This window comes from Phytobacter sp. V91, assembly GCF_965644225.1.
Lineage (GTDB): Bacteria > Pseudomonadota > Gammaproteobacteria > Enterobacterales > Enterobacteriaceae > CBFFRJ01.
The window spans coordinates 1-24321 of sequence record NZ_CBFFRJ010000023.1 but is presented as its reverse complement, the minus strand read 5'-3'; the positions used below and the strand labels follow the sequence as shown (position 1 = coordinate 24321).

General features: G+C 53.5%; 19 protein-coding genes. 18 read left to right on the top strand and 1 reads right to left on the bottom strand.

The genetic code is table 11. The features are described from left to right. The first annotated feature begins 117 nt into the window (after positions 1-117). The 11 genes from ACSZO4_RS06900 to ACSZO4_RS06850 all read left to right on the top strand — a co-directional run bounded on the left by ACSZO4_RS06900 (position 118) and on the right by ACSZO4_RS06850 (position 12556). On the top strand, positions 118-882 hold the full coding sequence (locus tag ACSZO4_RS06900; protein ID WP_437888133.1) for a M48 family metallopeptidase: 765 nt from the start codon (positions 118-120) through the stop codon (positions 880-882). 171 nt (positions 883-1053) lie between these two features. Next, a complete protein-coding gene (cmk, locus tag ACSZO4_RS06895; protein WP_437888131.1) occupies positions 1054-1737 on the top strand; it encodes a (d)CMP kinase in 684 nt (227 codons plus the stop codon). A gap of 111 nt (positions 1738-1848) precedes the next feature. After that, complete coding sequence (gene rpsA / locus ACSZO4_RS06890; RefSeq protein WP_437888129.1) at positions 1849-3525, top strand: 30S ribosomal protein S1; 1677 nt, start codon at positions 1849-1851, stop codon at positions 3523-3525. A 216-nt stretch (positions 3526-3741) separates the two neighbouring features. After that, complete coding sequence (gene ihfB / locus ACSZO4_RS06885) at positions 3742-4029, top strand: integration host factor subunit beta (protein WP_437888128.1); 288 nt, start codon at positions 3742-3744, stop codon at positions 4027-4029. 219 nt (positions 4030-4248) lie between these two features. After that, a complete protein-coding gene (locus tag ACSZO4_RS06880) occupies positions 4249-6513 on the top strand; it encodes a ComEC family protein (RefSeq protein WP_437888126.1) in 2265 nt (754 codons plus the stop codon). A 36-nt stretch (positions 6514-6549) separates the two neighbouring features. Further along, positions 6550-8298 carry a lipid A ABC transporter ATP-binding protein/permease MsbA gene (gene msbA, locus ACSZO4_RS06875; RefSeq protein WP_437888125.1) on the top strand — a complete coding sequence of 583 codons (1749 nt, stop codon included), beginning with the start codon at positions 6550-6552 and terminating at the stop codon, positions 8296-8298. Then, complete coding sequence (lpxK, locus tag ACSZO4_RS06870; RefSeq protein ID WP_437888123.1) at positions 8295-9272, top strand: tetraacyldisaccharide 4'-kinase; 978 nt, start codon at positions 8295-8297, stop codon at positions 9270-9272. Before msbA ends, lpxK begins: the two co-directional genes overlap by 4 nt. A 40-nt stretch (positions 9273-9312) precedes the next feature. After that, the gene (locus ACSZO4_RS06865) at positions 9313-10542 is read left to right on the top strand and encodes a winged helix-turn-helix domain-containing protein (protein ID WP_437888122.1); all 1230 of its coding nucleotides are present in this window, start codon (positions 9313-9315) and stop codon (positions 10540-10542) included. 54 nt (positions 10543-10596) lie between these two features. Then, positions 10597-10779: a Trm112 family protein gene (locus ACSZO4_RS06860; RefSeq protein ID WP_437888120.1), complete on the top strand. Its 183-nt coding sequence runs from the start codon at positions 10597-10599 to the stop codon at positions 10777-10779. Then, positions 10776-11522 carry a 3-deoxy-manno-octulosonate cytidylyltransferase gene (gene kdsB / locus ACSZO4_RS06855; RefSeq protein ID WP_437888119.1) on the top strand — a complete coding sequence of 249 codons (747 nt, stop codon included), beginning with the start codon at positions 10776-10778 and terminating at the stop codon, positions 11520-11522. Before ACSZO4_RS06860 ends, kdsB begins: the two co-directional genes overlap by 4 nt. A gap of 140 nt (positions 11523-11662) precedes the next feature. After that, on the top strand, positions 11663-12556 hold the full coding sequence (locus ACSZO4_RS06850) for a YcbJ family phosphotransferase (protein WP_437888118.1): 894 nt from the start codon (positions 11663-11665) through the stop codon (positions 12554-12556). Here ACSZO4_RS06850 and elyC read toward each other — a convergent pair. Next, positions 12533-13312 (bottom strand): envelope biogenesis factor ElyC, encoded by a 780-nt coding sequence (gene elyC, locus ACSZO4_RS06845; RefSeq protein WP_437888116.1) that lies wholly within the window; start codon positions 13310-13312, stop codon positions 12533-12535. The genes ACSZO4_RS06850 and elyC overlap by 24 nt on opposite strands. A gap of 118 nt (positions 13313-13430) precedes the next feature. On the opposite strand from elyC, the gene cmoM reads away from it, so the two are divergent. From cmoM to ACSZO4_RS06810, 7 genes are all read left to right on the top strand, one after another. Further along, entirely contained in the window at positions 13431-14225 is a 795-nt protein-coding gene (gene cmoM / locus ACSZO4_RS06840) for a tRNA uridine 5-oxyacetic acid(34) methyltransferase CmoM (RefSeq protein WP_437888114.1), read from the top strand. After that, complete coding sequence (gene mukF / locus ACSZO4_RS06835) at positions 14218-15540, top strand: chromosome partition protein MukF (RefSeq protein ID WP_437888113.1); 1323 nt, start codon at positions 14218-14220, stop codon at positions 15538-15540. Before cmoM ends, mukF begins: the two co-directional genes overlap by 8 nt. Then, on the top strand, positions 15521-16225 hold the full coding sequence (mukE, locus tag ACSZO4_RS06830) for a chromosome partition protein MukE (protein WP_437888112.1): 705 nt from the start codon (positions 15521-15523) through the stop codon (positions 16223-16225). The genes mukF and mukE overlap by 20 nt, the downstream gene beginning before the upstream one ends. Beyond that, a complete protein-coding gene (mukB, locus tag ACSZO4_RS06825) occupies positions 16225-20673 on the top strand; it encodes a chromosome partition protein MukB (protein ID WP_437888110.1) in 4449 nt (1482 codons plus the stop codon). The genes mukE and mukB overlap by 1 nt, the downstream gene beginning before the upstream one ends. A gap of 179 nt (positions 20674-20852) precedes the next feature. Then, a complete protein-coding gene (ldtD, locus tag ACSZO4_RS06820) occupies positions 20853-22715 on the top strand; it encodes a L,D-transpeptidase (RefSeq protein ID WP_437888109.1) in 1863 nt (620 codons plus the stop codon). A 185-nt stretch (positions 22716-22900) separates the two neighbouring features. Continuing rightward, entirely contained in the window at positions 22901-23449 is a 549-nt protein-coding gene (locus ACSZO4_RS06815) for a DUF882 domain-containing protein (protein WP_437888107.1), read from the top strand. A gap of 28 nt (positions 23450-23477) precedes the next feature. Further along, positions 23478-24125, top strand: a complete 648-nt coding sequence (locus tag ACSZO4_RS06810; RefSeq protein ID WP_437888105.1) for an MBL fold metallo-hydrolase — start codon at positions 23478-23480, stop codon at positions 24123-24125. Positions 24126-24321 lie beyond the last annotated feature (196 nt).

The window sequence follows — 24321 nt, the reverse complement described above, 5'->3', positions numbered from 1 at the left end:
GCATATTGCCTGGCGGCACGCACCTGTCATTTTTTGGTTGTTTGCTCAGCATCTGATAGTGTTACTCTTTGTGTGCTTTATCGACACAATTCAATTGATTAATACAAGGATGATGGAATGAAAAATAAAAAAATACTCTTAAGCTGCCTGGTCGCGGCAGCGCTGGTCTCTGGCTGTAAAACAATGAGTCTTGATCCTAATACGCTGGCGAAATCCGGGATGTCTGCTTATAAAGCGGCGACCCTCAGCGACGCGGATGTCAAAAAACTGTCCGATGAAGCCTGCGTGGAGATGGATAAGCAAAACACCATCGCACCGGCTTCCAGCACCTATACCAAACGTCTGGCAAAAATTTCAAAAGCGCTGGGAAGCTCTATTGACGGCACGGCGGTGAACTACAAGGTGTATCAGACCAAAGACGTTAACGCCTGGGCGATGGCTAACGGATGTATCCGCGTTTACAGCGGCCTGATGGATATGATGACCGACAATGAAGTTGAAGCTGTTCTCGGTCATGAAATGGGCCACGTTGCTCTGGGGCATACCCGTAAAGCGATGCAAACAGCTTATGCCACCCTGGCTGCGCGCGATGCCATCTCTGCCAGCAGCGCCGCAGGTGCTCAGCTTTCGAACTCCCAGCTTGGCGATCTGGCTGAAAACATGATTAATTCCGCGTTCTCCCGTAGCCAGGAGTCTGATGCGGATGATTTCTCCTATGACTTGCTGAAAAAACGCAACATCAGCACTCAGGGTCTGGTTACCAGCTTCGAGAAACTGGCGAAACTGGATGCGGGTTCAGAAAAATCGATGTTTGATTCACACCCGCCTTCAACAGAGCGTGCGCAGCATATTCGCGATCGCATTGCGGCCGATAAAAAGTAAATCATTGTCACTTTCAGGCTGGCGTTCTGCCAGCCTTCTATAATTGCGCAAACCTTCTTCACATTGTCTCAATCATTCTGTTATTTGCACGCAGGAGTAACGGTCATTCACGTTGCAGCGTATAATGCGCGGCGTTCATGTTAACGGTATGCCTTAACGAAGGAGAAAAAGATGACAGCAATTGCCCCGGTAATCACCATTGATGGGCCAAGCGGTGCGGGAAAAGGCACCCTGTGCAAAGCAATGGCGGAAGCGTTGCAATGGCATCTACTGGATTCAGGCGCAATCTATCGGGTGCTGGCGCTGGCTGCACTGCATCATCATGTGGATGTTACCTCCGAAGATGTGCTGGTTCCCCTGGCCGCTCACCTGGATGTGCGCTTTATCTCAACCGATGGCAACCTTGAAGTGATCCTTGAAGGGGAAGACGTGAGCGGCGAAATCCGCACCCAGGATGTGGCGAATGCAGCCTCTCAGGTTGCGGCTTTCCCCCGTGTGCGCGAAGCATTATTGCGCCGTCAACGTGCGTTTCGTGAAGCGCCGGGTCTGATCGCCGATGGACGAGATATGGGAACCGTTGTTTTCCCTGACGCGCCGGTAAAAATATTCCTTGATGCTTCCTCTGAAGAGCGCGCGCATCGCCGCATGCTTCAGTTGCAGGAAAAGGGCTTTAGTGTTAACTTTGATCGCCTTTTGGCAGAGATCAAAGAACGTGACGACCGCGATCGTAATCGTCCCGTTGCGCCGCTTATTCCCGCTGCCGATGCTTTAGTACTGGATTCCACCAGTTTAAGTATTGAGCAAGTGATTGAAAAAGCGTTACAATATGCGCGCCAAAAACTGGCCCTCGCGTAAGCGACCGAATTTGTAGTACCCCCGCAGCAATGGAATGTGAGCGGGTATGTTAAACAACCCCATCCGGCACGGAGCCAGGTGGACGTTAAATATGAAACCTGAAGATTAAACATGACTGAATCTTTTGCTCAACTATTTGAAGAATCCTTAAAAGAAATCGAAACCCGCCCGGGTTCCATCGTTCGTGGTGTTGTTGTTGCTATCGACAAAGATATCGTACTGGTTGACGCCGGTCTGAAATCTGAGTCCGCCATTCCGGCAGAGCAGTTCAAAAACGCCCAGGGCGAACTGGAAATCCAGGTTGGCGACGAAGTTGACGTTGCTCTGGATGCAGTGGAAGACGGCTTCGGTGAAACCCTGCTGTCCCGTGAAAAAGCTAAACGTCACGAAGCTTGGATCACGCTGGAAAAAGCTTACGAAGAAGCTGAAACTGTGGTCGGTATCATCAACGGCAAAGTTAAAGGTGGCTTCACTGTTGAGCTGAATGGTATTCGCGCGTTCCTGCCAGGTTCCCTGGTTGACGTTCGTCCAGTTCGCGACACGCTGCACCTGGAAGGCAAAGAGCTTGAGTTCAAAGTAATCAAGCTGGACCAGAAACGTAACAACGTTGTTGTTTCCCGTCGTGCTGTTATCGAATCCGAAAACAGTGCAGAACGCGATCAACTGCTGGAAAACCTGCAGGAAGGCATGGAAGTCAAAGGTATCGTTAAGAACCTCACTGACTACGGCGCATTCGTTGATCTGGGCGGCGTTGATGGCCTGCTGCACATCACCGACATGGCGTGGAAACGCGTTAAGCACCCGAGCGAAATCGTAAACGTTGGCGACGAAATCACTGTTAAAGTGCTGAAGTTCGACCGCGAGCGTACTCGTGTCTCCCTGGGCCTGAAACAGCTGGGCGAAGATCCATGGGTCGCTATCGCTAAGCGTTATCCGGAAGGTACCAAACTGACTGGCCGCGTGACCAACCTGACCGACTACGGCTGCTTCGTTGAAATCGAAGAAGGCGTTGAAGGCCTGGTACACGTTTCCGAAATGGATTGGACCAACAAAAACATCCACCCGTCCAAAGTTGTTAACGTTGGCGATGTAGTGGAAGTTATGGTTCTGGATATCGACGAAGAACGTCGTCGTATCTCCCTGGGTCTGAAACAGTGCAAAAACAACCCATGGCAGCAGTTCGCGGAAACCCACAACAAGGGTGACCGTGTTGAAGGTAAAATCAAGTCTATCACTGACTTCGGTATCTTCATCGGCCTGGACGGCGGCATCGACGGCCTGGTTCACCTGTCTGACATCTCCTGGAACGTTACAGGCGAAGAAGCAGTTCGTGAATACAAAAAAGGCGACGAAATCGCAGCTGTTGTTCTGCAGGTTGACGCAGAGCGTGAGCGTATCTCCCTGGGTGTTAAACAACTCGCAGAAGATCCGTTCAACAACTACGTTGCTATGAACAAGAAAGGCGCGATTGTTAACGGTAAAGTGACTGCAGTTGACGCGAAAGGCGCAACCGTAGAACTGGCTGACGGCGTTGAAGGTTACCTGCGTGCTTCTGAAGCATCACGTGACCGCGTAGAAGACGCGACTCTGGTTCTGAGTGTTGGCGACGACGTTGAAGCTAAATTCACCGGCGTTGACCGTAAAAACCGTGTTGTAAGCCTGTCTGTACGTGCTAAAGACGAAGCTGACGAGAAAGATGCTATCGCTACTGTTAACAACAAACAGGAAGACGGTAACTTCTCCAACGCTATGGCTGAAGCCTTCAAAGCTGCTGCTAAAGGCGAGTAATTCCTCCGCCTGATTTGAGTCACAGCGAGCCGCTGAATACGAAACCCCGGTTTATTTCCGGGGTTATCTGGTAAAGCGTTGCTTATGTGAACCGAAGTATGACGAGGATACTTGACAGATTACAGATTTCGTCCTGTAATCAAGCACAAAGGGCGGCTATGGCCGCCCTTGTTTAAGCTGTTAAGCTAATTTGCCTTGAAGGAAACCGGAGGAATCATGACCAAGTCAGAATTGATTGAAAGACTTGCCAGCCAGCAATCGCATATTCCCGCTAAAGCCGTGGAAGATTCGGTCAAAGAGATGCTGGAGCATATGGCCTCTACTCTTGCCCAGGGTGAGCGTATTGAGATCCGCGGTTTCGGTAGTTTTTCTCTGCACTATCGTGCACCTCGCACCGGACGTAACCCAAAAACGGGCGATAAAGTGGATCTGGAAGGGAAGTACGTTCCGCACTTTAAGCCGGGTAAAGAATTACGTGACCGCGCCAATATTTATGAGGAGTAAGTTTCGCTGTCAGTGAAACTTCTTCATCGCAAAAAAGCACCCCAGGGGTGCTTTTTTCGTTTCTGCTTTTCACTTTTCTGATAACCCGAACCTGCTCGCAAAATCTCTGTTCCGCAATGCAAAAGAGCAGATCCTCCTCTGCATCCGCCGCAGAGTATAAATTCCCGAACAGACACCCTGCATACCTCCATTCACAATCGCCACAACAAGGAGGTGTGGATGCCATTACCTGCACTGGCTTTTTGCCTCAATCTGGGGATGTTGCCATTACTGTTTTTACCGGCGTTGCCCGAACTCGCTTTCCTGTGGGCCATTTTGCCTGTCGCATGCCTGCTCGCATGGTTTCGCCACCCGCTGCTGCGCTATTCCGGGATGACGCTGCTGTTTTTTGTCTGGGGTGTGCTGGCGGCATTGCAGCTTGTCTGGCCAATGGAACACTTACCGGGAGAAAACCGGCAGGTGAGGGTGGTGATTACCGACACCGACAAGGCAACAACCCACTACGCGAAAATCACTCATCTGAATGGAAAACGGCTGTTTCCTGCCCCTGGTATTGTGCTTTATGGCGAGTACCTGCCTGAAGCTGTATGTGTCGGCCAGCAGTGGAGCATGACCATCCGGGCGCGCGCCATTCATGGACAGCTCAATGATGGCGGCTTTGATACCCAGCGACACGCCTTGTCCAACCATCAACAACTGACCGGGCGTGTTGTAAAAGCAACAGTGATAAACCGTCACTGCAACTGGCGCGGGCGTTTTGTCAATTCGCTGAAAAACCGGCTTGAGCCTTTCGCCTGGCAGTCCGTCATCCTGGCATTAGGACTGGGGGAGCGCTCCTCGCTCGACGTGGATACCAAAAACATTATGCGGGAAACCGGAACCGCCCTTCTGATGGCGATATCAGGGCTGCATATTGCCATCACCGCTATCATCGGCGGGCTCATAACCCGCGCAATACAGCTGCTGTTTCCGGTGCACTGGATCAACTGGCAACTGCCGTTGTATGTGGGGGTTATCTTTGCGGGCTGGTATACATGGCTGACTGGCATGCAGCCGCCTGCCTTTCGCACCGCAATATCGCTGATCGTCTGGGCAGCCTTACGACTCTCTGGCAGGCAATGGACATCCTGGCAGGTCTGGAGCTGCTGTGTGGCAGGTATTTTATTGGTTGATCCTGTTGCAATTCTGTCGCAAAGCCTGTGGTTGTCGGCTTTTGCTGTCGCGGCACTGATCTTCTGGTATCAATGGTTACCGCTATCAACCAACAGGTTTGCATGGTGGTATCGCTGGCTGGTTGAGCTGGTCTATCTGCAAGCCGGTATGACATTGCTGCTGTTGCCGTTACAGATCTTCTCTTTTCACGGCATCAGTATAAGCTCGCTGGTGGCGAACATGCTGGCGGTTCCACTGGTGACATTTGTCACCGTCCCTTTGATTCTGTCAGGCATGCTATTACACCTTACCGGGCCGCAGTGGGCAGAGTTTGCTCAGTGGTGGCTTTCCGACGCATCACTGAAAGTTCTGTTCGGGTTTCTGCATACGTTGCCGCAAGGGTGGGTGGAAGTGGATGCCCGCTGGCAGTGGTTTGCCTGGCTGCCCTGGCTGTGGCTGGTCGTGGTGCGACTGAACCTCTGGAGAACCTTTCCGCTGCTTTGTATCGGGGGGATGATTACCCTGATGCTGCCCCTGTTTCGTGGCGAGAAAGAGGATAGCTGGCAGGTCCATATGCTGGATATCGGCCAGGGGCTGGCGATGGTGATTGAACGTAACGGCAAAGCTATCCTCTACGATACGGGATTAGCCTGGCCTGGTGGTGACAGTGCGCAGCAGCTGATTGTTCCCTGGCTGCGTTGGCACCATTTGCAACCTGAAGGAATAATCCTCAGCCATGAGCATCTGGATCATCGTGGCGGGCTGAATACATTGCTGCGAACCTGGCCTGCACTATGGGTACGAAGTTCTGTCGGCTGGGATAATCATCTCCCCTGTTTTCGCGGTGAAACATGGCAATGGCAGGGGCTGACCTTTAGTGCGCACTGGCCGCTCAACGGCGCGACACACAAAGGAAATAATCGCTCATGTGTGGTGAAAGTCGATGATGGCATCCATAGTATATTGCTTACCGGCGATATCGAAACGCCGGCAGAGTTCGCGCTGTTAAAGCGCTACTGGCAGCATCTGGCGTCGACTGTCATTCAGGTTCCCCACCATGGGAGCAATACGTCATCCGCGCTGCCATTTATTCAAAGGGTGAATGGCCACGCCGCGCTGGTTTCAGCTTCACGCTATAATTCCTGGCGGTTGCCCTCGGCAAAAGTGAAAAATCGTTATCTGCAACAAGGCTATAGCTGGTACGACACACCGCATCATGGGCAGGTTAGCGTGACATTTTCTGCGCAAGGCTGGGCAATCTTTAGCTTACGAGAGCAAATTTTGCCTCGTTGGTACCATCAGTGGTTTGGCGTCCCTGGCGATAACGGGTAGAATATGCGGCTATTTCAACAAGTGCTGGTTTTTTGAATGCATAACGACAAAGATCTCTCAACATGGCAAACGTTCCGTCGCCTTTGGCCCATGATTGCGCCGTTCAAAACGGGGTTGTTCGTCTCGGGAGTAGCGTTAATCCTTAACGCAGCCAGCGATACGTTTATGTTATCGCTGCTTAAGCCATTACTGGATGATGGTTTTGGTAAAACGGATCGCTCAGTTTTGTTATGGATGCCGCTGGTAGTTATCGGACTGATGATTTTACGCGGTCTCACCAGCTATGTTTCAAGTTACTGTATTTCCTGGGTATCAGGGAAAGTCGTCATGACCATGCGCCGCCGTCTGTTTAGCCACATGATGGGGATGCCGGTCTCATTTTTTGATAAACAATCGACGGGCACGTTACTGTCCCGCATCACCTATGATTCCGAACAGGTTGCTTCATCTTCTTCCAGCGCCTTGATTACCGTTGTGCGTGAAGGTGCGTCCATCATCGGTTTGTTCATCATGATGTTCTATTACAGCTGGCAGTTGTCGATCATCCTGATTGTGCTGGCACCGGTGGTCTCCTTCGCCATTCGTGTGGTCTCGAAGCGATTTCGTAATATCAGCAAAAATATGCAAAACACGATGGGGCAGGTGACAACCAGTGCGGAGCAGATGCTGAAAGGTCATAAGGAAGTGCTGATGTTTGGCGGTCAGGGTGTGGAAACCAGCCGTTTTGACAAAGTCAGCAACAAGATGCGTTTGCAGGGGATGAAAATGGTTTCGGCATCCTCCATTTCCGATCCGATTATCCAGCTTATTGCCTCGCTGGCTCTGGCATTTGTGCTTTATGCCGCGAGCTTCCCAAGCGTTATGGAAACCTTGACCGCCGGTACCATTACCGTGGTCTTTTCCTCAATGATTGCCCTGATGCGTCCGCTGAAATCCCTGACTAACGTCAATGCGCAGTTCCAGCGCGGTATGGCGGCATGCCAGACACTGTTCGCGATCCTCGACAGCGAGCAGGAAAAAGACGAAGGTACGCGCGTTATTGACCGTGCGCAGGGCGACATCGAGTTTCGCAATGTCACTTTTACCTATCCTGGTCGTGAAACACCGGCGCTGCGTAATATCAGCCTGAAAATTCCGGCGGGTAAAACAGTGGCGCTGGTTGGCCGTTCCGGCTCCGGTAAATCGACAATAGCCAGCCTTATCACCCGTTTCTACGATATTGATGAAGGCCAGATCCTGATGGATGGCTATGATTTGCGCGAGTATAAACTGACCTCGCTGCGTGACCAGGTTGCGCTGGTGTCGCAAAACGTCCATCTTTTCAACGATACCGTGGCCAATAACATCGCTTATGCCCGTACCGAGGAGTTTGACCGTTCGCAGATAGAGCAGGCCGCGAAAATGGCTTATGCCATGGACTTTATCCGTAAAATGGATGATGGACTGGATACCATTATCGGGGAAAACGGCGTGTTGTTGTCTGGTGGTCAACGCCAGCGCATCGCGATTGCCCGCGCGCTGCTTCGCGACAGCCCGATCCTCATCCTCGATGAAGCCACATCCGCCCTGGATACCGAATCAGAACGTGCGATTCAGGCGGCACTCAACGAACTGCAAAAAAACCGCACATCCCTTGTGATTGCGCACCGTCTGTCCACCATTGAGCAGGCAGATGAAATTGTCGTCGTTGAAGATGGGCGTATCGTCGAGCGGGGAAGCCATGCAGAGCTTCTGGAGCATCGTGGCGTGTACGCGCAGCTACATAAAATGCAGTTTGGCGAATGATCTCCCGCATCTGGTCCGGTGAATCGCCGCTCTGGCTGCTGCTGTTGCCGCTCTCCTGGCTGTATGGCCTGGTGAGCGGTATCATCCGGCTGAGCTGGCGACTGGGATTGCGAAAATCCTGGCGTGCGCCTGTACCAGTGGTGGTGGTGGGTAATCTGACGGCGGGTGGCAATGGCAAAACACCGGTTGTTGTCTGGCTGGTTGAGCAGTTGCAGCAACGCGGCGTTCGTGTCGGGGTTGTCTCCCGGGGATATGGCGGAAAGGCAGCGCAGTATCCATTATTGCTCACCCCTGAAAGTACGCCGGCAGAAGCGGGGGATGAACCGGTGCTTATCTATCAGCGCACCGGCGCTCCGGTGGCTGTTTCTCCTGCCAGAGTGGATGCAGTGAAAGCGCTTCTGGCTCATGAGCCGGTGGATCTCGTCGTCACGGATGATGGATTGCAGCACTACCATTTGTTTCGTGATAAAGAAATTGTGGTGATCGACGGTGTCCGTCGTTTTGGCAATGGCTGGTGGTTGCCTGCCGGGCCTATGCGTGAACGGGCATCACGGCTTAAAACGGTTGATGCGGCAATAACCAACGGTGGAGTGGCATTTCCCAATGAGATCGCGATGCAACTTCAGCCAGGGAAAGCGGTGAATCTGCGAACGGGTGAGCGCTGTGATGTTCGCGAACTGCGTCATCCTGTTGCCATGGCGGGTATTGGTCATCCTCCCCGATTCTTTGCAACCCTCGCCCAGTGTGGCGTGGTAGCGGAAAACACCTTTGCCCTTGCCGATCATCAGGCTCTGACTCATGCCGATGTTGGCCGGCTTGTTAAAGCGGGGCAAACCTTGATCATGACGGAGAAGGATGCGGTTAAATGCCGGGGGTTTGCCGAGGAAAACTGGTGGTATTTGCCCGTCGAGGCACATCTTTCAGAGATACAGGCGGAAAAACTGCTACAGGAATTGTTAATCCTGGTGCGCTGATATAACTCACTGGCGCGCCACGTTCTCTATCGGGAAGACTATGTCCGTTGCGCGCATATCATTGCAAACTGCTCGTCATCTCCATCTTGAAGCCCAGGGACTGCTAAAAAAACCAGGGCGCAAAGCCAGGCCAGGCGATATTCTCTCCACTATAGCGCGGATGTCGCTGCTGCAAATTGATACCATTAACATTGTTGCCCGCAGCCCTTATCTGGTGCTCTTCAGCCGCCTGGGTCATTACTCGCCCGTCTGGCTGGATGAGGCGCTGGCGCGCGGCGAATTAATGGAATACTGGGCACATGAAGCCTGCTTTTTACCGCGCAGTGATTTTGAACTGGTCCGCCACCGGATGCTTGCTCCGGATAAGATGGGCTGGAAGTACTCTCAGGAATGGATGCAGGAGCACGGCGAAGAGATTGACATGCTGCTGGCCCACATGCAGCAGCATGGCCCTGTACGTTCTGCTGACTTCGCGCATCCGCGTAAAGGCGCTGGCGGTTGGTGGGCGTGGAAACCTCATAAGCGTCATCTGGAAGGACTCTTTACTGCGGGCAAAGTGATGGTAATTGAGCGGCGCAATTTTCAGCGGGTCTACGATCTGACCAGTCGCGTGATGCCGGACTGGAACGATGAGCGCGATCTTTTGCCCCAGGCGCAGGCAGAATATCGGATGCTTGCAAACAGTGCGCGCAGCCTTGGCCTTTTTCGTGCCCAATGGCTGGCGGATTACTATCGCCTGCGACAACCGGCATTACCGGCGTTGCTCGAGAGAATGCAGGCAGAAAACCTTATCGTGCCAGTGAATGTTGAAACACTTGGCCCGGCCTGGCTGCATACCAGCCTGCTACCCCTCCTGGAACAAGGAACCTCCGATAAGTTAAAAGCCACGCACAGCGCGGTGCTCTCCCCATTTGACCCCGTCGTCTGGGATCGCAAACGCGCCGAACAACTTTTCAATTTTAGCTACCGCCTCGAGTGCTATACGCCTGCGCCAAAAAGGCAGTTTGGTTATTTCGTATTGCCGCTGTTGCATTGCGGGCAACTGGTGGGAAGAATGGACGCCAAAATGCACCGCCAGCAGGGAATACTGGAGGTTATCGCACTCTGGCTTGAGCCTGACGTCAAACCAGGTCATCGCCTTGAGAAAGGGCTGCTGGCTGCCATCAGCGATTTTGCCCGCTGGCAGGGAGCGGAACGGATAACTTTTGGCCGTCTTCCTGACGGTCTTTTCGCTGATGCGCGAAGCGGGCTGGAAATAGACGCGGTCTGATAAATGATTATGTTAATATTTAACGATTAAATATCCGGCCCATCAGGAGGAAAAATGGATCATCGGTTGCTGGAAATCATTGCCTGTCCGGTTTGCAACGGCAAACTTTATTACAGCCAGGATAAACAAGAATTAATCTGCAAACTGGATAGCCTGGCTTATCCGGTGCGCGAAGGGATCCCAGTACTGCTGGAAACAGAATCCCGCCCACTGACAGAGGAAGAGAGTCGCCCATGAGTTTCGTCGTTATCATCCCAGCTCGCTATGCTTCAACCCGTTTGCCGGGTAAACCGTTAGTCGATATCAATGGCAAACCGATGGTTGTGCATGTGCTGGAACGTGCACGTGAGTCAGGTGCTGCCCGCATTATTGTGGCAACCGATAACACTGATGTAGCAAAAGCGGTTGAAGCGGCAGGCGGTGAAGTTTGTATGACCCGTGTCGATCATCAATCCGGTACCGAGCGTCTGGCAGAAGTGGTCGAGAAATGTGGTTTCAGCGACGATACTGTCATTGTGAATGTGCAGGGTGATGAGCCGATGATCCCGCCGACCATTATTCGCCAGGTCGCTGAGAATCTGGCTGCGCGTGCGGTTGGGATGGCAACGCTTGCCGCCCCCATTCACAGTGCCGAAGAAGCCTTTAATCCGAATGCCGTAAAAGTGGTTCTCGATGCCGAAGGCTATGCACTGTACTTCTCCCGAGCCACCATCCCCTGGGATCGTGACCGTTTTGCCGTGTCCCGTGAAACCATCGGCAATACGTTGCTGCGCCATCTGGGCATTTATGGTTACCGCGCCGGTTTTATTCGCCGCTATGTTAACTGGGAAGCCAGTCCGCTGGAAAACATTGAGATGCTCGAGCAGCTACGCGTGCTCTGGTATGGCGAAAAAATCCATGTGGCGGTTGCTGCTGAAATACCCGGCACCGGCGTCGATACGCCGGAAGATCTGGAACGCGTTCGCGCGGAAATGCGTTAGTTTTTGCCTGCCATCCCCTCTGCCCGGAGGGGAATTGTCTTTTTCCTGAATATTCTCATCCTGATTTGATCTCATCAGGGTGACATCCCTTCGCCAGGCGCTCATTATAAAAGCAGTGGTATTCATGAGGGCAATCTTATATGGAACAATTGCGCGCTGAACTTAGCCACCTGCTGGGTGAAAGGCTGAGCCGGATGGAATGTGTCAGTGAACGACCTGACACGGCATTATGGTCTCTGTATGACAGTCAGGGAAACCCGATGCCCTTGCTGGCGAGAAGTTTCACCACCCCTGGGCTTGCGCGCCAGTTGGCATGGAAAATCTCAATGCTGGCACGCAGCGGCACGGTGCGCATGCCAGTTGTTTATGGCGTGATGACCCATGAAGAGCATCCCGGGCCCGATGTGTTACTGATTGAGCGTCTGCGCGGTGTGCCGGTAGAAGCGCCTGCCCGCACCCCTGAGCGCTGGGAGCAACTGAAGGATCAAATCGTTGAAGGGCTGCTGGCCTGGCACCGGCAGGACAGCCGGGGCTGTGTCGGTACCGTGGATGGCGCTCAGGAAAATATCTGGCCATCATGGTATCGCCAGCGTATTGAGGTGCTATGGTCGACGCTGAATCAATATCAGAATACCGGCCTGACGATGCAGGACAAACGTATCCTGTTTCGCACCCGTGAGTGTTTGCCGGCATTATTTGACGGCTTTAATGATAACTGCGTACTGGTCCACGGTAATTTTAATCTGCGCAGTATGCTCAAAGATGCGCGCAGCGATCAGCTGCTGGCAATGGTCGGGCCTGGGATCATGCTCTGGGCCCCGAGAGAATATGAGCTATTTCGCCTCGCGGATGGGCCGCTTTCGGAAGGGCTGCTCTGGCACTATCTCCAGCGGGCGCCTGTTGCAGAGGCCTTTATGTGGCGGCGCTGGCTGTATCTGCTGTGGGATGAAGTGGCACAGCTGGTGAACACCGGCCACTTCAACCGTAGCAGTTTCGATTTAGCTTCTAAATCACTGCTGCCCTGGCTCGCCTGAGTCCCCTTTAAGCCACTGCCAGACCCGCCCCAGAGTCTCATATCCCACCCGGTCGCTGTGCATCAGCCAGACCGGGGAGGGGATAACGCGTTCCCAGGGATTGAGCGGCGATTCAATGGCCAGCTGGTTGGCGGGAGCCGGTAATGGGTGCAGGCCGGCATTGCGGAAGAAGATCAGGGCTCTGGGCATGTGTGACGCGGAAGTGACCAGCAGGAAAGGAGTATCGCCGATGGCCTGTTTAACGGCTGCGGCTTCTTCCTCAGTGTCTTTTGGCGTATCAAGCGTCATGATCTCACTGCGCGGAACCCCCAGACTCTCCGCGACCCGGGCGCCAGCTTCAGCAGTGCTGACGGGGTTAGTCCGCGCCGCCGCGCCGGTAAAGATAAGCCTGGCGCCAGGGTTTTCCCGCCACAGTCGAATCCCCTCTGTCAGGCGTGGTAAGCTGTTGTTGATCAGATTCGAGCTGGGGGCCCAGTCCTCATTCCAGGTATAACCTCCACCCAGGATCACCACATACTTCACCTGCTGACCACCACGCCAGGTGGGGTAGCTGTTCTCAATCGGCCTGAGCATTTTATCCGCAACCGGCTGCAGGCTAAGAAGCAACAAAAGCAGCCAACTGAGCGTGACAATTCCCTTCCCGGTCTTCTGCCAGCGGCTGAACCAGATCAGCAATAACCCCTGACCTGCCAGAAACAACAAAAAGGGCAGGGGGAGCATCAGCCCGCCAATGTATTTTTTGAGGATGAAAAGCACAGCTTCCGTCTCCTTTTTGACCATACAGCTTGCGTTTAGCGGCGATCTTACACCAGGTGGGTTCATTCTCCGCCTGCCTGTGACAAAATAGCGGTTTTGTCAGGATCGTGGAGCGGTTATGCAGGATCGTAATTTCGACGACATCGCCGAGAGGTTCTCGCGTAATATTTATGGCACGACCAAGGGCCAGCTGCGCCAGGCGATCCTTTGGCAGGACCTTGACAGACTACTCAACCAGTTGGGCGATCGTAAACTCCGCGTGCTGGACGCTGGCGGGGGAGAAGGACAGACGGCAATCAGGATGGCGCAGCGTGGCCATCATGTGACGTTATGCGATGTGTCGCAAGAGATGATCGCCCGGGCAAGCAGCGCGGCGCAAGAGAAAGGTGTGAGCGGTAACATGCATTTTGTACAATGCGCTGCTCAGGATATTGCACAGCATTTGGAATCGCCTGTTGATCTGATATTGTTCCATGCGGTACTGGAATGGGTGGCAATGCCAGTGGATGTATTACGTGCTTTATGGTCAGTGCTGGTGCCTGGTGGCGCGTTGTCGTTGATGTTCTACAATGCAAACGGCCTGTTGATGCACAATATGGTGGTAGGGAATTTTGACTATGTGCAGGCAGGTATGCCTAAAAAGAAAAAGCGCACATTGTCCCCGAATTATCCGCGTCGCCCGGAAGAGGTTTACGGCTGGCTCAGTGAGATCGGCTGGCAAATCACCGGCAAAACCGGTGTCCGCGTATTTCACGATTATCTGCGAGAGAAGCGTAAGCAGCATGATTGTTATGCCGCGTTGCTTGAACTTGAAACGCAATATTGCCGTCAGGAGCCCTGGATTAGCCTGGGCCGTTATATTCACGTGACCGCGCTCAAGCCGCAGAGAGAGAAAAGGATGAACGATGAGTGAAATTTCCCAGACGGTTCCCGAACTGGTTGCCTGGGCCAGAAAAAATGATTTTTCCATAGCTTTGCCCGTGGACAGACTCTCATTTTTGCTGGCGGTCGCCACGTTAAACAGTGAACGACTGGATGGCGAAATGAGCGAAGGAGAGCTGGTGGACGCATTTCGTCACGTCAGCGACGCATTTGAACAAAGCAGTGAAACCATCACTCAGCGTGCTAATAACGCCATCAATGATATGGTGCGTCAGCGTTTGTTAAATCGCTTTACCAGCGAAATTGCTGAAGGCAATGCCATCTATCGTCTGACCCCACTGGGGATCGGCATCACTGACTACTATATTCGCCAACGTGAGTTTTCCACCCTGCGCCTCTCTATGCAGCTGTCTATCGTGTCAGGGGAGTTGAAACGCGCTGCCGATGCTGCCGATGAAGGTGGGGATGAATTCCACTGGCATCGTAATGTTTACGCGCCGCTGAAATATTCGGTCGCGGAGATTTTCGACAGTATCGACCTGACGCAACGTGTCATGGATGAACAGCAGCAACAGGTGAAAGACGATATTGCGCAACTGCTGAACAAAGACTGGCGGGCAGCTATTTCCAGCTGTGAACTGTTGCTGTCAGAAACCTCAGGAACGCTGCGTGAGCTGCAGGATACGCTGGATGCCGCTGGCGATAAGCTACAGGCCAACCTGCTGCAAATTCAGGATGCGCTGCTGGCGCACAACGATCTTGAGTTTATCGACCGGCTTATTTTTGATCTGCAAAGCAAACTGGATCGCATCGTCAGCTGGGGTCAGCAGGCAATCGACTTGTGGATCGGCTACGACCGCCACGTGCATAAATTTATTCGTACCGCGATAGATATGGATAAAAACCGCGTATTTGCCCAGCGTCTGCGTCAGTCTGTTCAGTCCTATTTCGATGCTCCATGGGCGCTCACCTACGCCAGCGCCGACAGGTTGCTGGATATGCGTGATGAAGAGATGGCGCTCAGCGATGCAGAAGTCACAGGCGAACTGCCGACAGATCTGGAATACGAAGAATTCAACGAAATTCGCGAACAACTTGCCGCGATGATCGAAGAACAACTCGCCATCTATAAAACCAGAAAAACGCCACTGGATTTGGGCCTGGTTGTGCGCGAGTATTTACTGCGATATCCCCGGGCACGGCACTTTGATATTGCAAGGATCGTGATTGATCAGGCGGTGCGCCTTGGCGTGGCGCAAGCAGATTTCACCGGACTGCCGGCAAAATGGCAGCCGATTAATGATTACGGAGCCAAGGTACAGGCGCATGTCATTGACAAATATTGAACAAATGATGCCGGTTAAACTGGCCCAGGCATTATCTAACTCCCTTTTCCCTGCGCTCGACAGCGCACTGCGTGCGGGTCGTCACATTGGGCTTGATGAACTGGATAATCACGCTTTCCTGATGGATTTTCAGGAATATCTGGAAGAGTTTTACGCGCGTTATAACGTGGAGTTGCTGCGCGCTCCGGAGGGATTTTTCTATTTGCGCCCTCGCTCAACCACTCTGATCCCGCGCTCGGTACTGTCTGAACTCGATATGATGGTGGGTAAAATCCTCTGTTATCTCTATCTCAGCCCGGAGCGTCTGGCCAATGAAGGGATTTTCACCCAGCAAGAGCTGTATGACGAATTGCTGTCGCTGGCGGAAGAGAGCCGTCTGCTGAAGCTGGTGAATAACCGTTCGACCGGCTCCGATCTTGACCGGCAGAAATTGCAGGAAAAAGTGCGTTCGTCGCTGAACCGTTTACGCCGTCTTGGCATGGTCTGGTTTATGGGGAATGACAGCAGTAAGTTTCGCATTACCGAATCGGTGTTTCGCTTTGGTGCGGATGTTCGCTCCGGCGATGATGCGCGTGAAGCGCAGCGCCGTTTGATCCGCGATGGCGAAGCGATGCCCGTCGAAAATCGCCTGTTGCTCAATGACGAGCCAGAAGAAAACCAGCCGGATAGTGGAGAGGAAGAATAATGATTGATCGCGGTAAATTTCGCTCACTGACGCTGATTAACTGGAACGGTTTCTTTGCCCGTACTTTTGACCTGGACGAACTGGTTACCACCTTATCCGGGGGTAATGGCGCCGGGAAATCCACCACCATGGCGGCCTTTGTCACGGCGTTGATCCCGGATCTGACGCTGCTGCATTTTCGTAACACCACCGAAGCGGGCGCCACGTCAGGCTCAAGAGATAAAGGCCTGCACGGAAAGTTAAAAGCAGGGGTCTGCTACGCGGTGCTGGATGTGATCAACTCCCGCCACCAGCGTGTGCTGGTCGGTGTCCGTCTGCAACAAGTGGCCGGGCGCGATCGTAAAGTTGACATTAAACCTTTTGCAATCCAGGGATTGCCGACGGCCTTCTTGCCCACACAGCTATTAACCGAGACTCTGAACGAACGCCAGGCTCGCGTGCTGCCGCTGCCGGAAGTCAAAGACAAACTTGATGCAATGGAAGGCGTGCAGTTTAAGCAGTTCAACTCCATCACTGATTACCACGCGCTGATGTTTGATCTGGGTATCGTTGCCCGTCGTCTGCGTACGGCTTCTGACCGCAGCAAGTTCTACCGCCTGATTGAAGCCTCGCTGTACGGCGGTATCTCCAGCGCCATTACCCGCTCACTACGTGATTATCTGTTACCGGAAAACAGCGGTGTACGTAAGGCTTTCCAGGATATGGAAGCCGCGCTGAGAGAAAACCGACTGACGCTGGAGGCGATTCGCGTTACGCAGTCGGACCGCGACCTGTTCAAACATTTGATCAGCGAAGCGACAAACTACGTGGCAGCGGATTATATGCGCCACGCCAACGAGCGGCGTATACATCTGGATAAGGCGCTGACCGATCGCCGGGATCTCTTCACCTCCCGCCAGCAGCTGGCGGCCGAGCAGTTCAAACATGTGGATATGGCGCGTGAGCTGTCTGAACACAATGGGGCTGAAGGCGATCTTGAGGCCGATTATCAGGCCGCCAGCGATCATCTGAATCTGGTGCAAACGGCGCTGCGTCAGCAGGAAAAAATCGAGCGTTACGCTTCAGATCTTGAAGAGCTGCAGATCCGTCTTGAGGAGCAAACCGAAGTCGTCGCCGAAGCGACCGACAGACAGGAAGATAACGAAGCCCGGGCGGAAGCGGCTGAGCTGGAAGTTGATGAGCTGAAAAGTCAGCTGGCAGATTATCAGCAGGCGCTGGATGTACAACAAACCCGCGCTATCCAGTACAACCAGGCTATCCAGGCACTGCAACGTGCCAGAGATCTGTGTAAGTTACCCGATCTGACGTCTGAAACGGCTGATGAATGGCTGGAAACCTTCCAGGCAAAAGAGCAGGAAGCGACCGAAAAACTGCTGGTGCTCGACCAGCGAATGAGCGTTGCGCAAACCGCACATAGCCAGTTTGAGCAGGCGTATCAACTGGTGGTTGCCATTAATGGTCCACTGGCGCGCAGCGAGGCCTGGAGCGTGGCCCGTGAACTTCTGCGAGATGGCGCGAATCAACGTCATCAGGCCCTCGATGCCCAGTCGCTGCGTATGCGTCTGAACGAGCTGGAGCAGCGGCTGCGTGAACAGCAGGATGCCGAACGACTGCTGGCTGAATTTTGTAAGCGTCAGGGTAAGCAATATGACGCCGATGAACTGGAATCTCTGCATCAGGAGCTGGAAGCACGCATTGCAGACCTGGCGGATACGGTGGCTACGGCGGGCGAACAGCGTATGGCCCTGCGTCAGGAGCTTGAGCAGCACCAGTCGCGAATTCAGACGCTGACCAGACAGGCCCCGATCTGGCTGGCGGCGCAAAGCAGCCTGACTCAGCTATGCGAGCAAAGCGGTGAACAGTTTGAATCCGGTCAGGATGTTACCGAATACCTCCAGCAGTTGCTGGAGCGTGAACGTGAAGCTATCGTTGAACGCGATGATGTCGGGGCGCGCAAACGTGCCGTTGATGAAGAGATTGAACGCCTGAGCCAGCCCGGCGGGGCGGAAGACGGTCGTCTGAATACGCTGGCAGAACGCTTTGGCGGCGTACTGCTTTCTGAAATCTATGATGACGTCAGCCTTGAGGATGCGCCTTATTACTCTGCGCTTTATGGCCCGTCACGCCATGCCATTGTGGTGCCTGATTTATCTCTCGTCTCGGAAATGCTCGAAGGTCTCGATGATTGCCCGGAAGATCTCTATCTGATTGAAGGGGACCCGCAGTCCTTTGACGATAGCGTCTTCAGCGTTGACGAGCTGGAAAAAGCCGTTGTCGTCAAAATTGCCGACCGCCAGTGGCGCTATTCGCGCTTCCCGAGCGTACCTTTGTTTGGTCGTGCAGCGCGTGAAAGCCGTATTGAGAGCCTGCACACTGAACGTGAAGCCCTTGCGGAACGTTTTGCGACCCTGTCGTTCGATGTGCAAAAAACTCAGCGTCTGCATCAGGCGTTCAGCCGCTTTATCGGCAGCCATCTTGCTGTTGCGTTTGAGGCCGATCCGGAAGCCGAAATACGCGGACTGAACAGCCGTCGCGGTGAGCTGGAGCGGGCGCTGAATACCCACGAAAGTGACAACCAGCAAAACCGTACCCGGTTTGAGCAGGCCAAAGAGGGTGTTGCGCAGCTTAATCGCCTGTTGCCGCGTCTGAGTCTGTTGGCTGACGATACGCTGGCGGATCGGGTCGATGAGATCCAGGAACGGCTGGACGAGGCTCAGGAGGCCGCCCGGTTCATTCAGCAGTTTGGCAACCAGCTGGCGAAGCTGGAGCCGATCGTCTCAGTATTGCAAAGCGATCCGCAACAGTTTGAGCAGTTAAAAGAAGACTACGCCCTGTCGCAGCAGGTACAGCGTGATGCCCGTCAGCAGGCGTTCGCCCTGACGGAAGTGGTTCAGCGTCGGGCGCATTTCAGTTACTCCGATTCTGCGGAAATGCTCAGCGGCAATAATGACCTCAATGAGAAACTGCGCCAGCGTCTGGAGCAGGCTGAAGGGGAGCGTACCCGCACGCGTGAAGCGCTGCGCAGTCATGCCGCACAGCTCAATCAATACAATCAGGTGCTGGCTTCCCTGAAAAGCTCTTACGATACGAAAAATGAGCTGCTCAGCGATCTGCAAAAAGAGCTGCAGGATATCGGCGTCCGTGCCGACAGCGGTGCGGAAGAACGCGCGCGTATTCGTCGGGATGAGCTGCATGCACAGCTCTCCGCCAACCGCGCACGCCGTAATCAGCTGGAAAAAGCGCTGACCTTCTGCGAAGCGGAAATGGACAATCTGACCCGCAAATTACGCCGTCTGGAACGCGACTATCACGAAATACGTGAGCAGGTGGTGACCGCGAAGGCCGGCTGGTGCGCGGTGATGCGAATGGTGAAAGATAATGGCGTTGAGCGTCGTCTGCATCGTCGTGAGCTGGCTTACCTGTCCGGTGATGAGCTGCGTTCCATGTCGGATAAGGCACTCGGTGCGCTGCGTCTTGCGGTGGCGGATAACGAACATCTGCGCGACGTGTTGCGGATGTCTGAAGATCCGAAGCGCCCTGAACGCAAAATTCAGTTCTTTGTGGCGGTCTATCAGCATCTGCGCGAGCGTATTCGTCAGGATATTATTCGCACCGATGATCCGGTGGAAGCCATCGAGCAGATGGAAATCGAACTCAGTCGTCTGACGGAAGAGCTGACGTCCCGTGAGCAGAAGCTGGCTATCAGCTCACGCAGTGTGGCGAACATTATTCGTAAGACTATCCAGCGCGAGCAGAACCGTATTCGCATGCTGAACCAGGGTCTGCAAAGCGTCTCCTTTGGTCAGGTTAACAGCGTACGACTGAACGTGAATGTGCGTGAAACCCATGCCACCCTGTTGACGGTGCTCTCCGAACAGCACGAGCAGCATCAGGATCTGTTTAACAGCAATCGTCTGACCTTCTCGGAAGCACTGGCGAAGTTGTATCAGCGCCTGAACCCGCAAATCGACCTTGGGCAGCGTACACCGCAGACCATTGGTGAGGAGCTGCTCGATTACCGTAACTACCTGGAGATGGAAGTTGAGGTTAACCGTGGCTCTGATGGCTGGTTGCGTGCAGAGTCTGGCGCACTGTCGACCGGGGAAGCTATCGGTACCGGGATGTCGATTCTGGTGATGGTTGTGCAAAGCTGGGAAGATGAAGCCCGTCGTCTGCGCGGCAAAGACATCTCCCCATGCCGACTGCTGTTCCTTGATGAAGCAGCCCGTCTGGATGCCCGCTCCATTGCGACCCTGTTCGAGCTGTGTGAACGTCTGGAAATGCAGCTGATTATTGCGGCGCCGGAGAACATCAGCCCGGAAAAAGGGACGACCTATAAGCTGGTGCGTAAGGTGGTTAACAATAACGAACATGTTCATGTAGTGGGGCTGCGTGGTTTTGCCGCACAGCTGCCGGAAACGTTGCCGGGGACGGCTGACGCATCCTGATGAATGGTTCATGCAAGGGCGGCTGTTATGCCGCCCTTTCTCATTTCTGAAGCTCCTTTCCGGGCAGCAGTCACCTTTAAACTTCTTTACATTTGCCTGGGCAAATGCTTTTTTGTCTTTATATACTTAGAGAAAGATTGATCTGTCGTTGCGATTACTGAAGAAACAGGGGGCAAGGGATGTTGCTAACAAAGTCGTATGGTCGTCGGATGTCCGCATTAAGTTTGTGCCTGGCATTCGCATTTGCTCCGCTGTTTAACGTACAGGCTGATGAGCCTGAAGTTGTACCGGTTGACAGTTCCGCCACCACTGGCGATCAACCTACGGCGTTAACCCAACCGCTGGAGCAATCTCGCGCAACAGCAATGATGGCCGGGTTAACCCCTTTCCCAACTGCAAATGCAGCGGCAACTGCACGTTCGGCATTGCAGGCCGAACTGCCCGCTAACTGGACACCCGTCTATATGAACGCCCTGGCCGGGCTGTACGCCGCCCGGGAGATGAAGCCGCTGTGGGAAAACCGTGAGGCGGTGCAGGCGTTTTCGCAGCAGCTTGCAGAAGTGGCTATTGCGGGTTTTCAGCCGCAATTTACCACCTGGGTTGAGTTGCTGACCGATCCTGGCGTCACGGGTATGGCAAGAGACGTGGTGCTGTCAGATGCCATGCTTGGCTATCTGCACTTCGTTGCCGGTATTCCGGTTAAAGGAAATCGCTGGTTATACAGCAGTAAACCTTATGTGCTTGAGATGCCGTCGTTGTCTGCGATTAACCAGTGGCAGGTCGCTCTCGATAAAGGCGATATGTCCGGTTTTATCGCCAGCCTTGCACCGCATCATCCGCAATATGGCGTTATGCACCAGTCGCTGCAAAGCCTGGTGGCGGATAACAACCCCTGGCCACAACTCACCGCCACCACCTCTTTGCGCCCGGGTCAGTGGAGTAATGATGTGCCTGCGCTGCGCGAGATTTTACAGCGTAGTGGGATGATGGATGAACAGCCGAAAATTACCCTCCCAGGCGATACATCCGCCGATGCGGTTGTCAGCCCGTCCGCTGTTGCCGTTGAGGCGACGCAATCCGTGAAAGCGGCCCCTCAACAGCAGGGCAAAAAGAATCTGTCGGCGGCTGTGGTACGCAGCGAGTACGACCCTAAACTGGTGGCGGCGGTGAAACGCTTTCAGACTGCACAGGGCCTGCATGCGGATGGGGTAATAGGTACGGCAACCCGTAACTGGCTTAATGTGACGCCAGCGCAGCGTGCCGGTGTGCTGGCGCTGAATATTCAACGTCTGCGCCTGTTACCTGCTAAATTGTCGACGGGGATTATGGTGAACATCCCGGAATATTCGTTGGTCTATTACCAGAACGGCAATGAGGTGCTGGCATCCCGGGTTATCGTTGGCCGCCCGGATCGTAAAACGCCGATGATGAGTAGCGCACTGAATAATGTGGTCGTCAACCCTCCGTGGAACGTACCGCCGACGCTGGCGCGCAAAGATATTCTGCCAAAAGTCTGGAATGATCCGACTTATCTTGAACGCCATGGCTATACGGTGCTGCGTGGCTGGAACAGCAAAGAGGCTATCGATCCCGCAATGGTGGACTGGGCGACCATTACGCCATCGAACCTGCCGTTCCGTTTCCAGCAGGCGCCGGGCGCACAGAATTCTCTGGGGCGTTATAAGTTCAATATGCCGAGCTCTGACGCCATCTATCTGCATGATACGCCCAACCATAACCTTTTTCAGAAAGATGCCCGTGCGTTGAGCTCAGGCTGCGTGAGGGTGAACAAAGCATCCGAGCTGGCCAATATGCTGTTGCAGGATGCCGGCTGGAATGACTCACGCATTTCGACTGCGTTAAAAGAAGGGGATACCCGCTACGTTAATATTCGGCAGAATATTCCGGTCAATCTCTATTATTTAACCGCTTTTGTTGGTGCCGACGGGCGTACGCAGTATCGTACAGATATTTACAATTACGATCTCACCGCGCGATCTGGCGCACAAATTTTGGCGAAAGCTGAACAATTAATCAGGTAAATGAAGACGTTCTGAAAATAGCGTTGTCGTAATTACTGGTGAAAACGGGCCTGCTCAGCTGTAAGGCCCGTGTTTCCTGGGGTCTGGCTGCCTTGACGTCGGCGTTGTTGCCCGGTAAGGTGCCCTGGTGCGCAATAAAAGTGCATAAAATACGATCACTTTGCTTTCTTGAAGACCTGAAAATCATGGACAAATTTGACGCTAATCGCCGCAAATTGTTGGCGTTAGGTGGTATTGCCCTTGGTGCAGCCATCTTACCTCAACGTGCATTTGCAACCCTGGCAACACCACGCCCGCGTATTTTAACGCTGAGTAATCTTAATACCGGAGAGTCTATTAAGGCCGAGTTTTTCGATGGCAAGGGCTATATTCAGGATGAATTAGTAAAGCTGAACCATTTTTTCCGTGATTATCGCGCGAATAAAATCAAAACCATCGATCCGCAATTGTTTGACCAGCTTTTCCGCCTGCAAGGTTTATTGGGAACGCGCAAGCCTGTACAGCTGATTTCAGGCTATCGTTCAGTGGATACCAATAACGAGCTCCGTGCCCACAGTCGTGGGGTCGCCAAAAAGAGCTACCATACCAAAGGGCAGGCGATGGATTTTCACATCGAAGGGATTTCTCTGAGCAATGTTCGCAAAGCTGCGTTATCTCTGCGCGCCGGTGGTGTAGGATATTACCCCAGCAGTGACTTTGTGCATATTGATACCGGGCCGGTTCGGCACTGGTAATCCTCAGACAGAAACAGACAGGAGCAGCATGAACTATCGCATTATTCCGGTTACGGCATTCTCGCAAAATTGTTCGTTAATCTGGTGTGAACAGACCCGGCTTGCTGCCGTCGTCGATCCTGGTGGCGATGCGCAGCGCATCATGCAGGAAGTGGATGCCTCCGGCGTCACCTTAACCCAGATCCTGCTCACTCACGGTCATCTTGATCATGTGGGAGCCGCCGCAGAACTGGCGCAGCACTATGGCGTGCCAATTGTCGGACCGGAAAAAGAAGATGAGTTCTGGTTGCAGGGGTTACCCGCTCAGAGCCGTATGTTTGGCCTGGAAGACTGCCAGCCGTTGACGCCCGATCGTTGGTTAAACGAAGGGGAGACGGTGAGTGTCGGGCAGGTTAACTTACAGGTGCTGCATTGCCCGGGCCATACGCCGGGCCATGTGGTCTTTTTCGATGCTCAGTCCCGGTTGCTGGTCTCCGGTGACGTCATCTTTAAAGGCGGCGTCGGGCGCAGTGATTTCCCGAAAGGGGATCATGGGCAATTGATCAATTCCATCAAAAGTAAGTTACTCCCGCTGGGTGATGATGTGACCTTTATTCCTGGTCACGGCCCAATGTCCACGCTGGGTAATGAGCGTTTGCATAACCCGTTCCTGCAAGACGAACTGCCTGTCTGGTAAAACAAAAAAAGCCGCGAAAGCGGCTTTTTTTATCTCTTTGACCCGTCCTGAATAGCGTTGACCCGTTCCTGACTTAAATCCGGAGAACGTGATGATGACTGAGTTCAAACGCACCCAACGCGATTATCCTCTATCCTTTAAAATAGCCGTTGTTGAGCAGGTCGAAAAAGGCGAGATGACCTATAAACAGGCCCAG

What these genes read in the sequence shown, in the direction of transcription:
- ACSZO4_RS06900 (WP_437888133.1), top strand. Translation starts at nt 118, where the DNA reads ATGAAAAATAAAAAAATACTCTTAAGCTGCCTGGTCGCGGCAGCGCTG.
- cmk (WP_437888131.1), top strand. Translation starts at nt 1,054, where the DNA reads ATGACAGCAATTGCCCCGGTAATCACCATTGATGGGCCAAGCGGTGCG.
- rpsA (WP_437888129.1), top strand. Translation starts at nt 1,849, where the DNA reads ATGACTGAATCTTTTGCTCAACTATTTGAAGAATCCTTAAAAGAAATC.
- ihfB (WP_437888128.1), top strand. Translation starts at nt 3,742, where the DNA reads ATGACCAAGTCAGAATTGATTGAAAGACTTGCCAGCCAGCAATCGCAT.
- ACSZO4_RS06880 (WP_437888126.1), top strand. Translation starts at nt 4,249, where the DNA reads ATGCCATTACCTGCACTGGCTTTTTGCCTCAATCTGGGGATGTTGCCA.
- msbA (WP_437888125.1), top strand. Translation starts at nt 6,550, where the DNA reads ATGCATAACGACAAAGATCTCTCAACATGGCAAACGTTCCGTCGCCTT.
- lpxK (WP_437888123.1), top strand. Translation starts at nt 8,295, where the DNA reads ATGATCTCCCGCATCTGGTCCGGTGAATCGCCGCTCTGGCTGCTGCTG.
- ACSZO4_RS06865 (WP_437888122.1), top strand. Translation starts at nt 9,313, where the DNA reads ATGTCCGTTGCGCGCATATCATTGCAAACTGCTCGTCATCTCCATCTT.
- ACSZO4_RS06860 (WP_437888120.1), top strand. Translation starts at nt 10,597, where the DNA reads ATGGATCATCGGTTGCTGGAAATCATTGCCTGTCCGGTTTGCAACGGC.
- kdsB (WP_437888119.1), top strand. Translation starts at nt 10,776, where the DNA reads ATGAGTTTCGTCGTTATCATCCCAGCTCGCTATGCTTCAACCCGTTTG.
- ACSZO4_RS06850 (WP_437888118.1), top strand. Translation starts at nt 11,663, where the DNA reads ATGGAACAATTGCGCGCTGAACTTAGCCACCTGCTGGGTGAAAGGCTG.
- cmoM (WP_437888114.1), top strand. Translation starts at nt 13,431, where the DNA reads ATGCAGGATCGTAATTTCGACGACATCGCCGAGAGGTTCTCGCGTAAT.
- mukF (WP_437888113.1), top strand. Translation starts at nt 14,218, where the DNA reads ATGAGTGAAATTTCCCAGACGGTTCCCGAACTGGTTGCCTGGGCCAGA.
- mukE (WP_437888112.1), top strand. Translation starts at nt 15,521, where the DNA reads ATGTCATTGACAAATATTGAACAAATGATGCCGGTTAAACTGGCCCAG.
- mukB (WP_437888110.1), top strand. Translation starts at nt 16,225, where the DNA reads ATGATTGATCGCGGTAAATTTCGCTCACTGACGCTGATTAACTGGAAC.
- ldtD (WP_437888109.1), top strand. Translation starts at nt 20,853, where the DNA reads ATGTTGCTAACAAAGTCGTATGGTCGTCGGATGTCCGCATTAAGTTTG.
- ACSZO4_RS06815 (WP_437888107.1), top strand. Translation starts at nt 22,901, where the DNA reads ATGGACAAATTTGACGCTAATCGCCGCAAATTGTTGGCGTTAGGTGGT.
- ACSZO4_RS06810 (WP_437888105.1), top strand. Translation starts at nt 23,478, where the DNA reads ATGAACTATCGCATTATTCCGGTTACGGCATTCTCGCAAAATTGTTCG.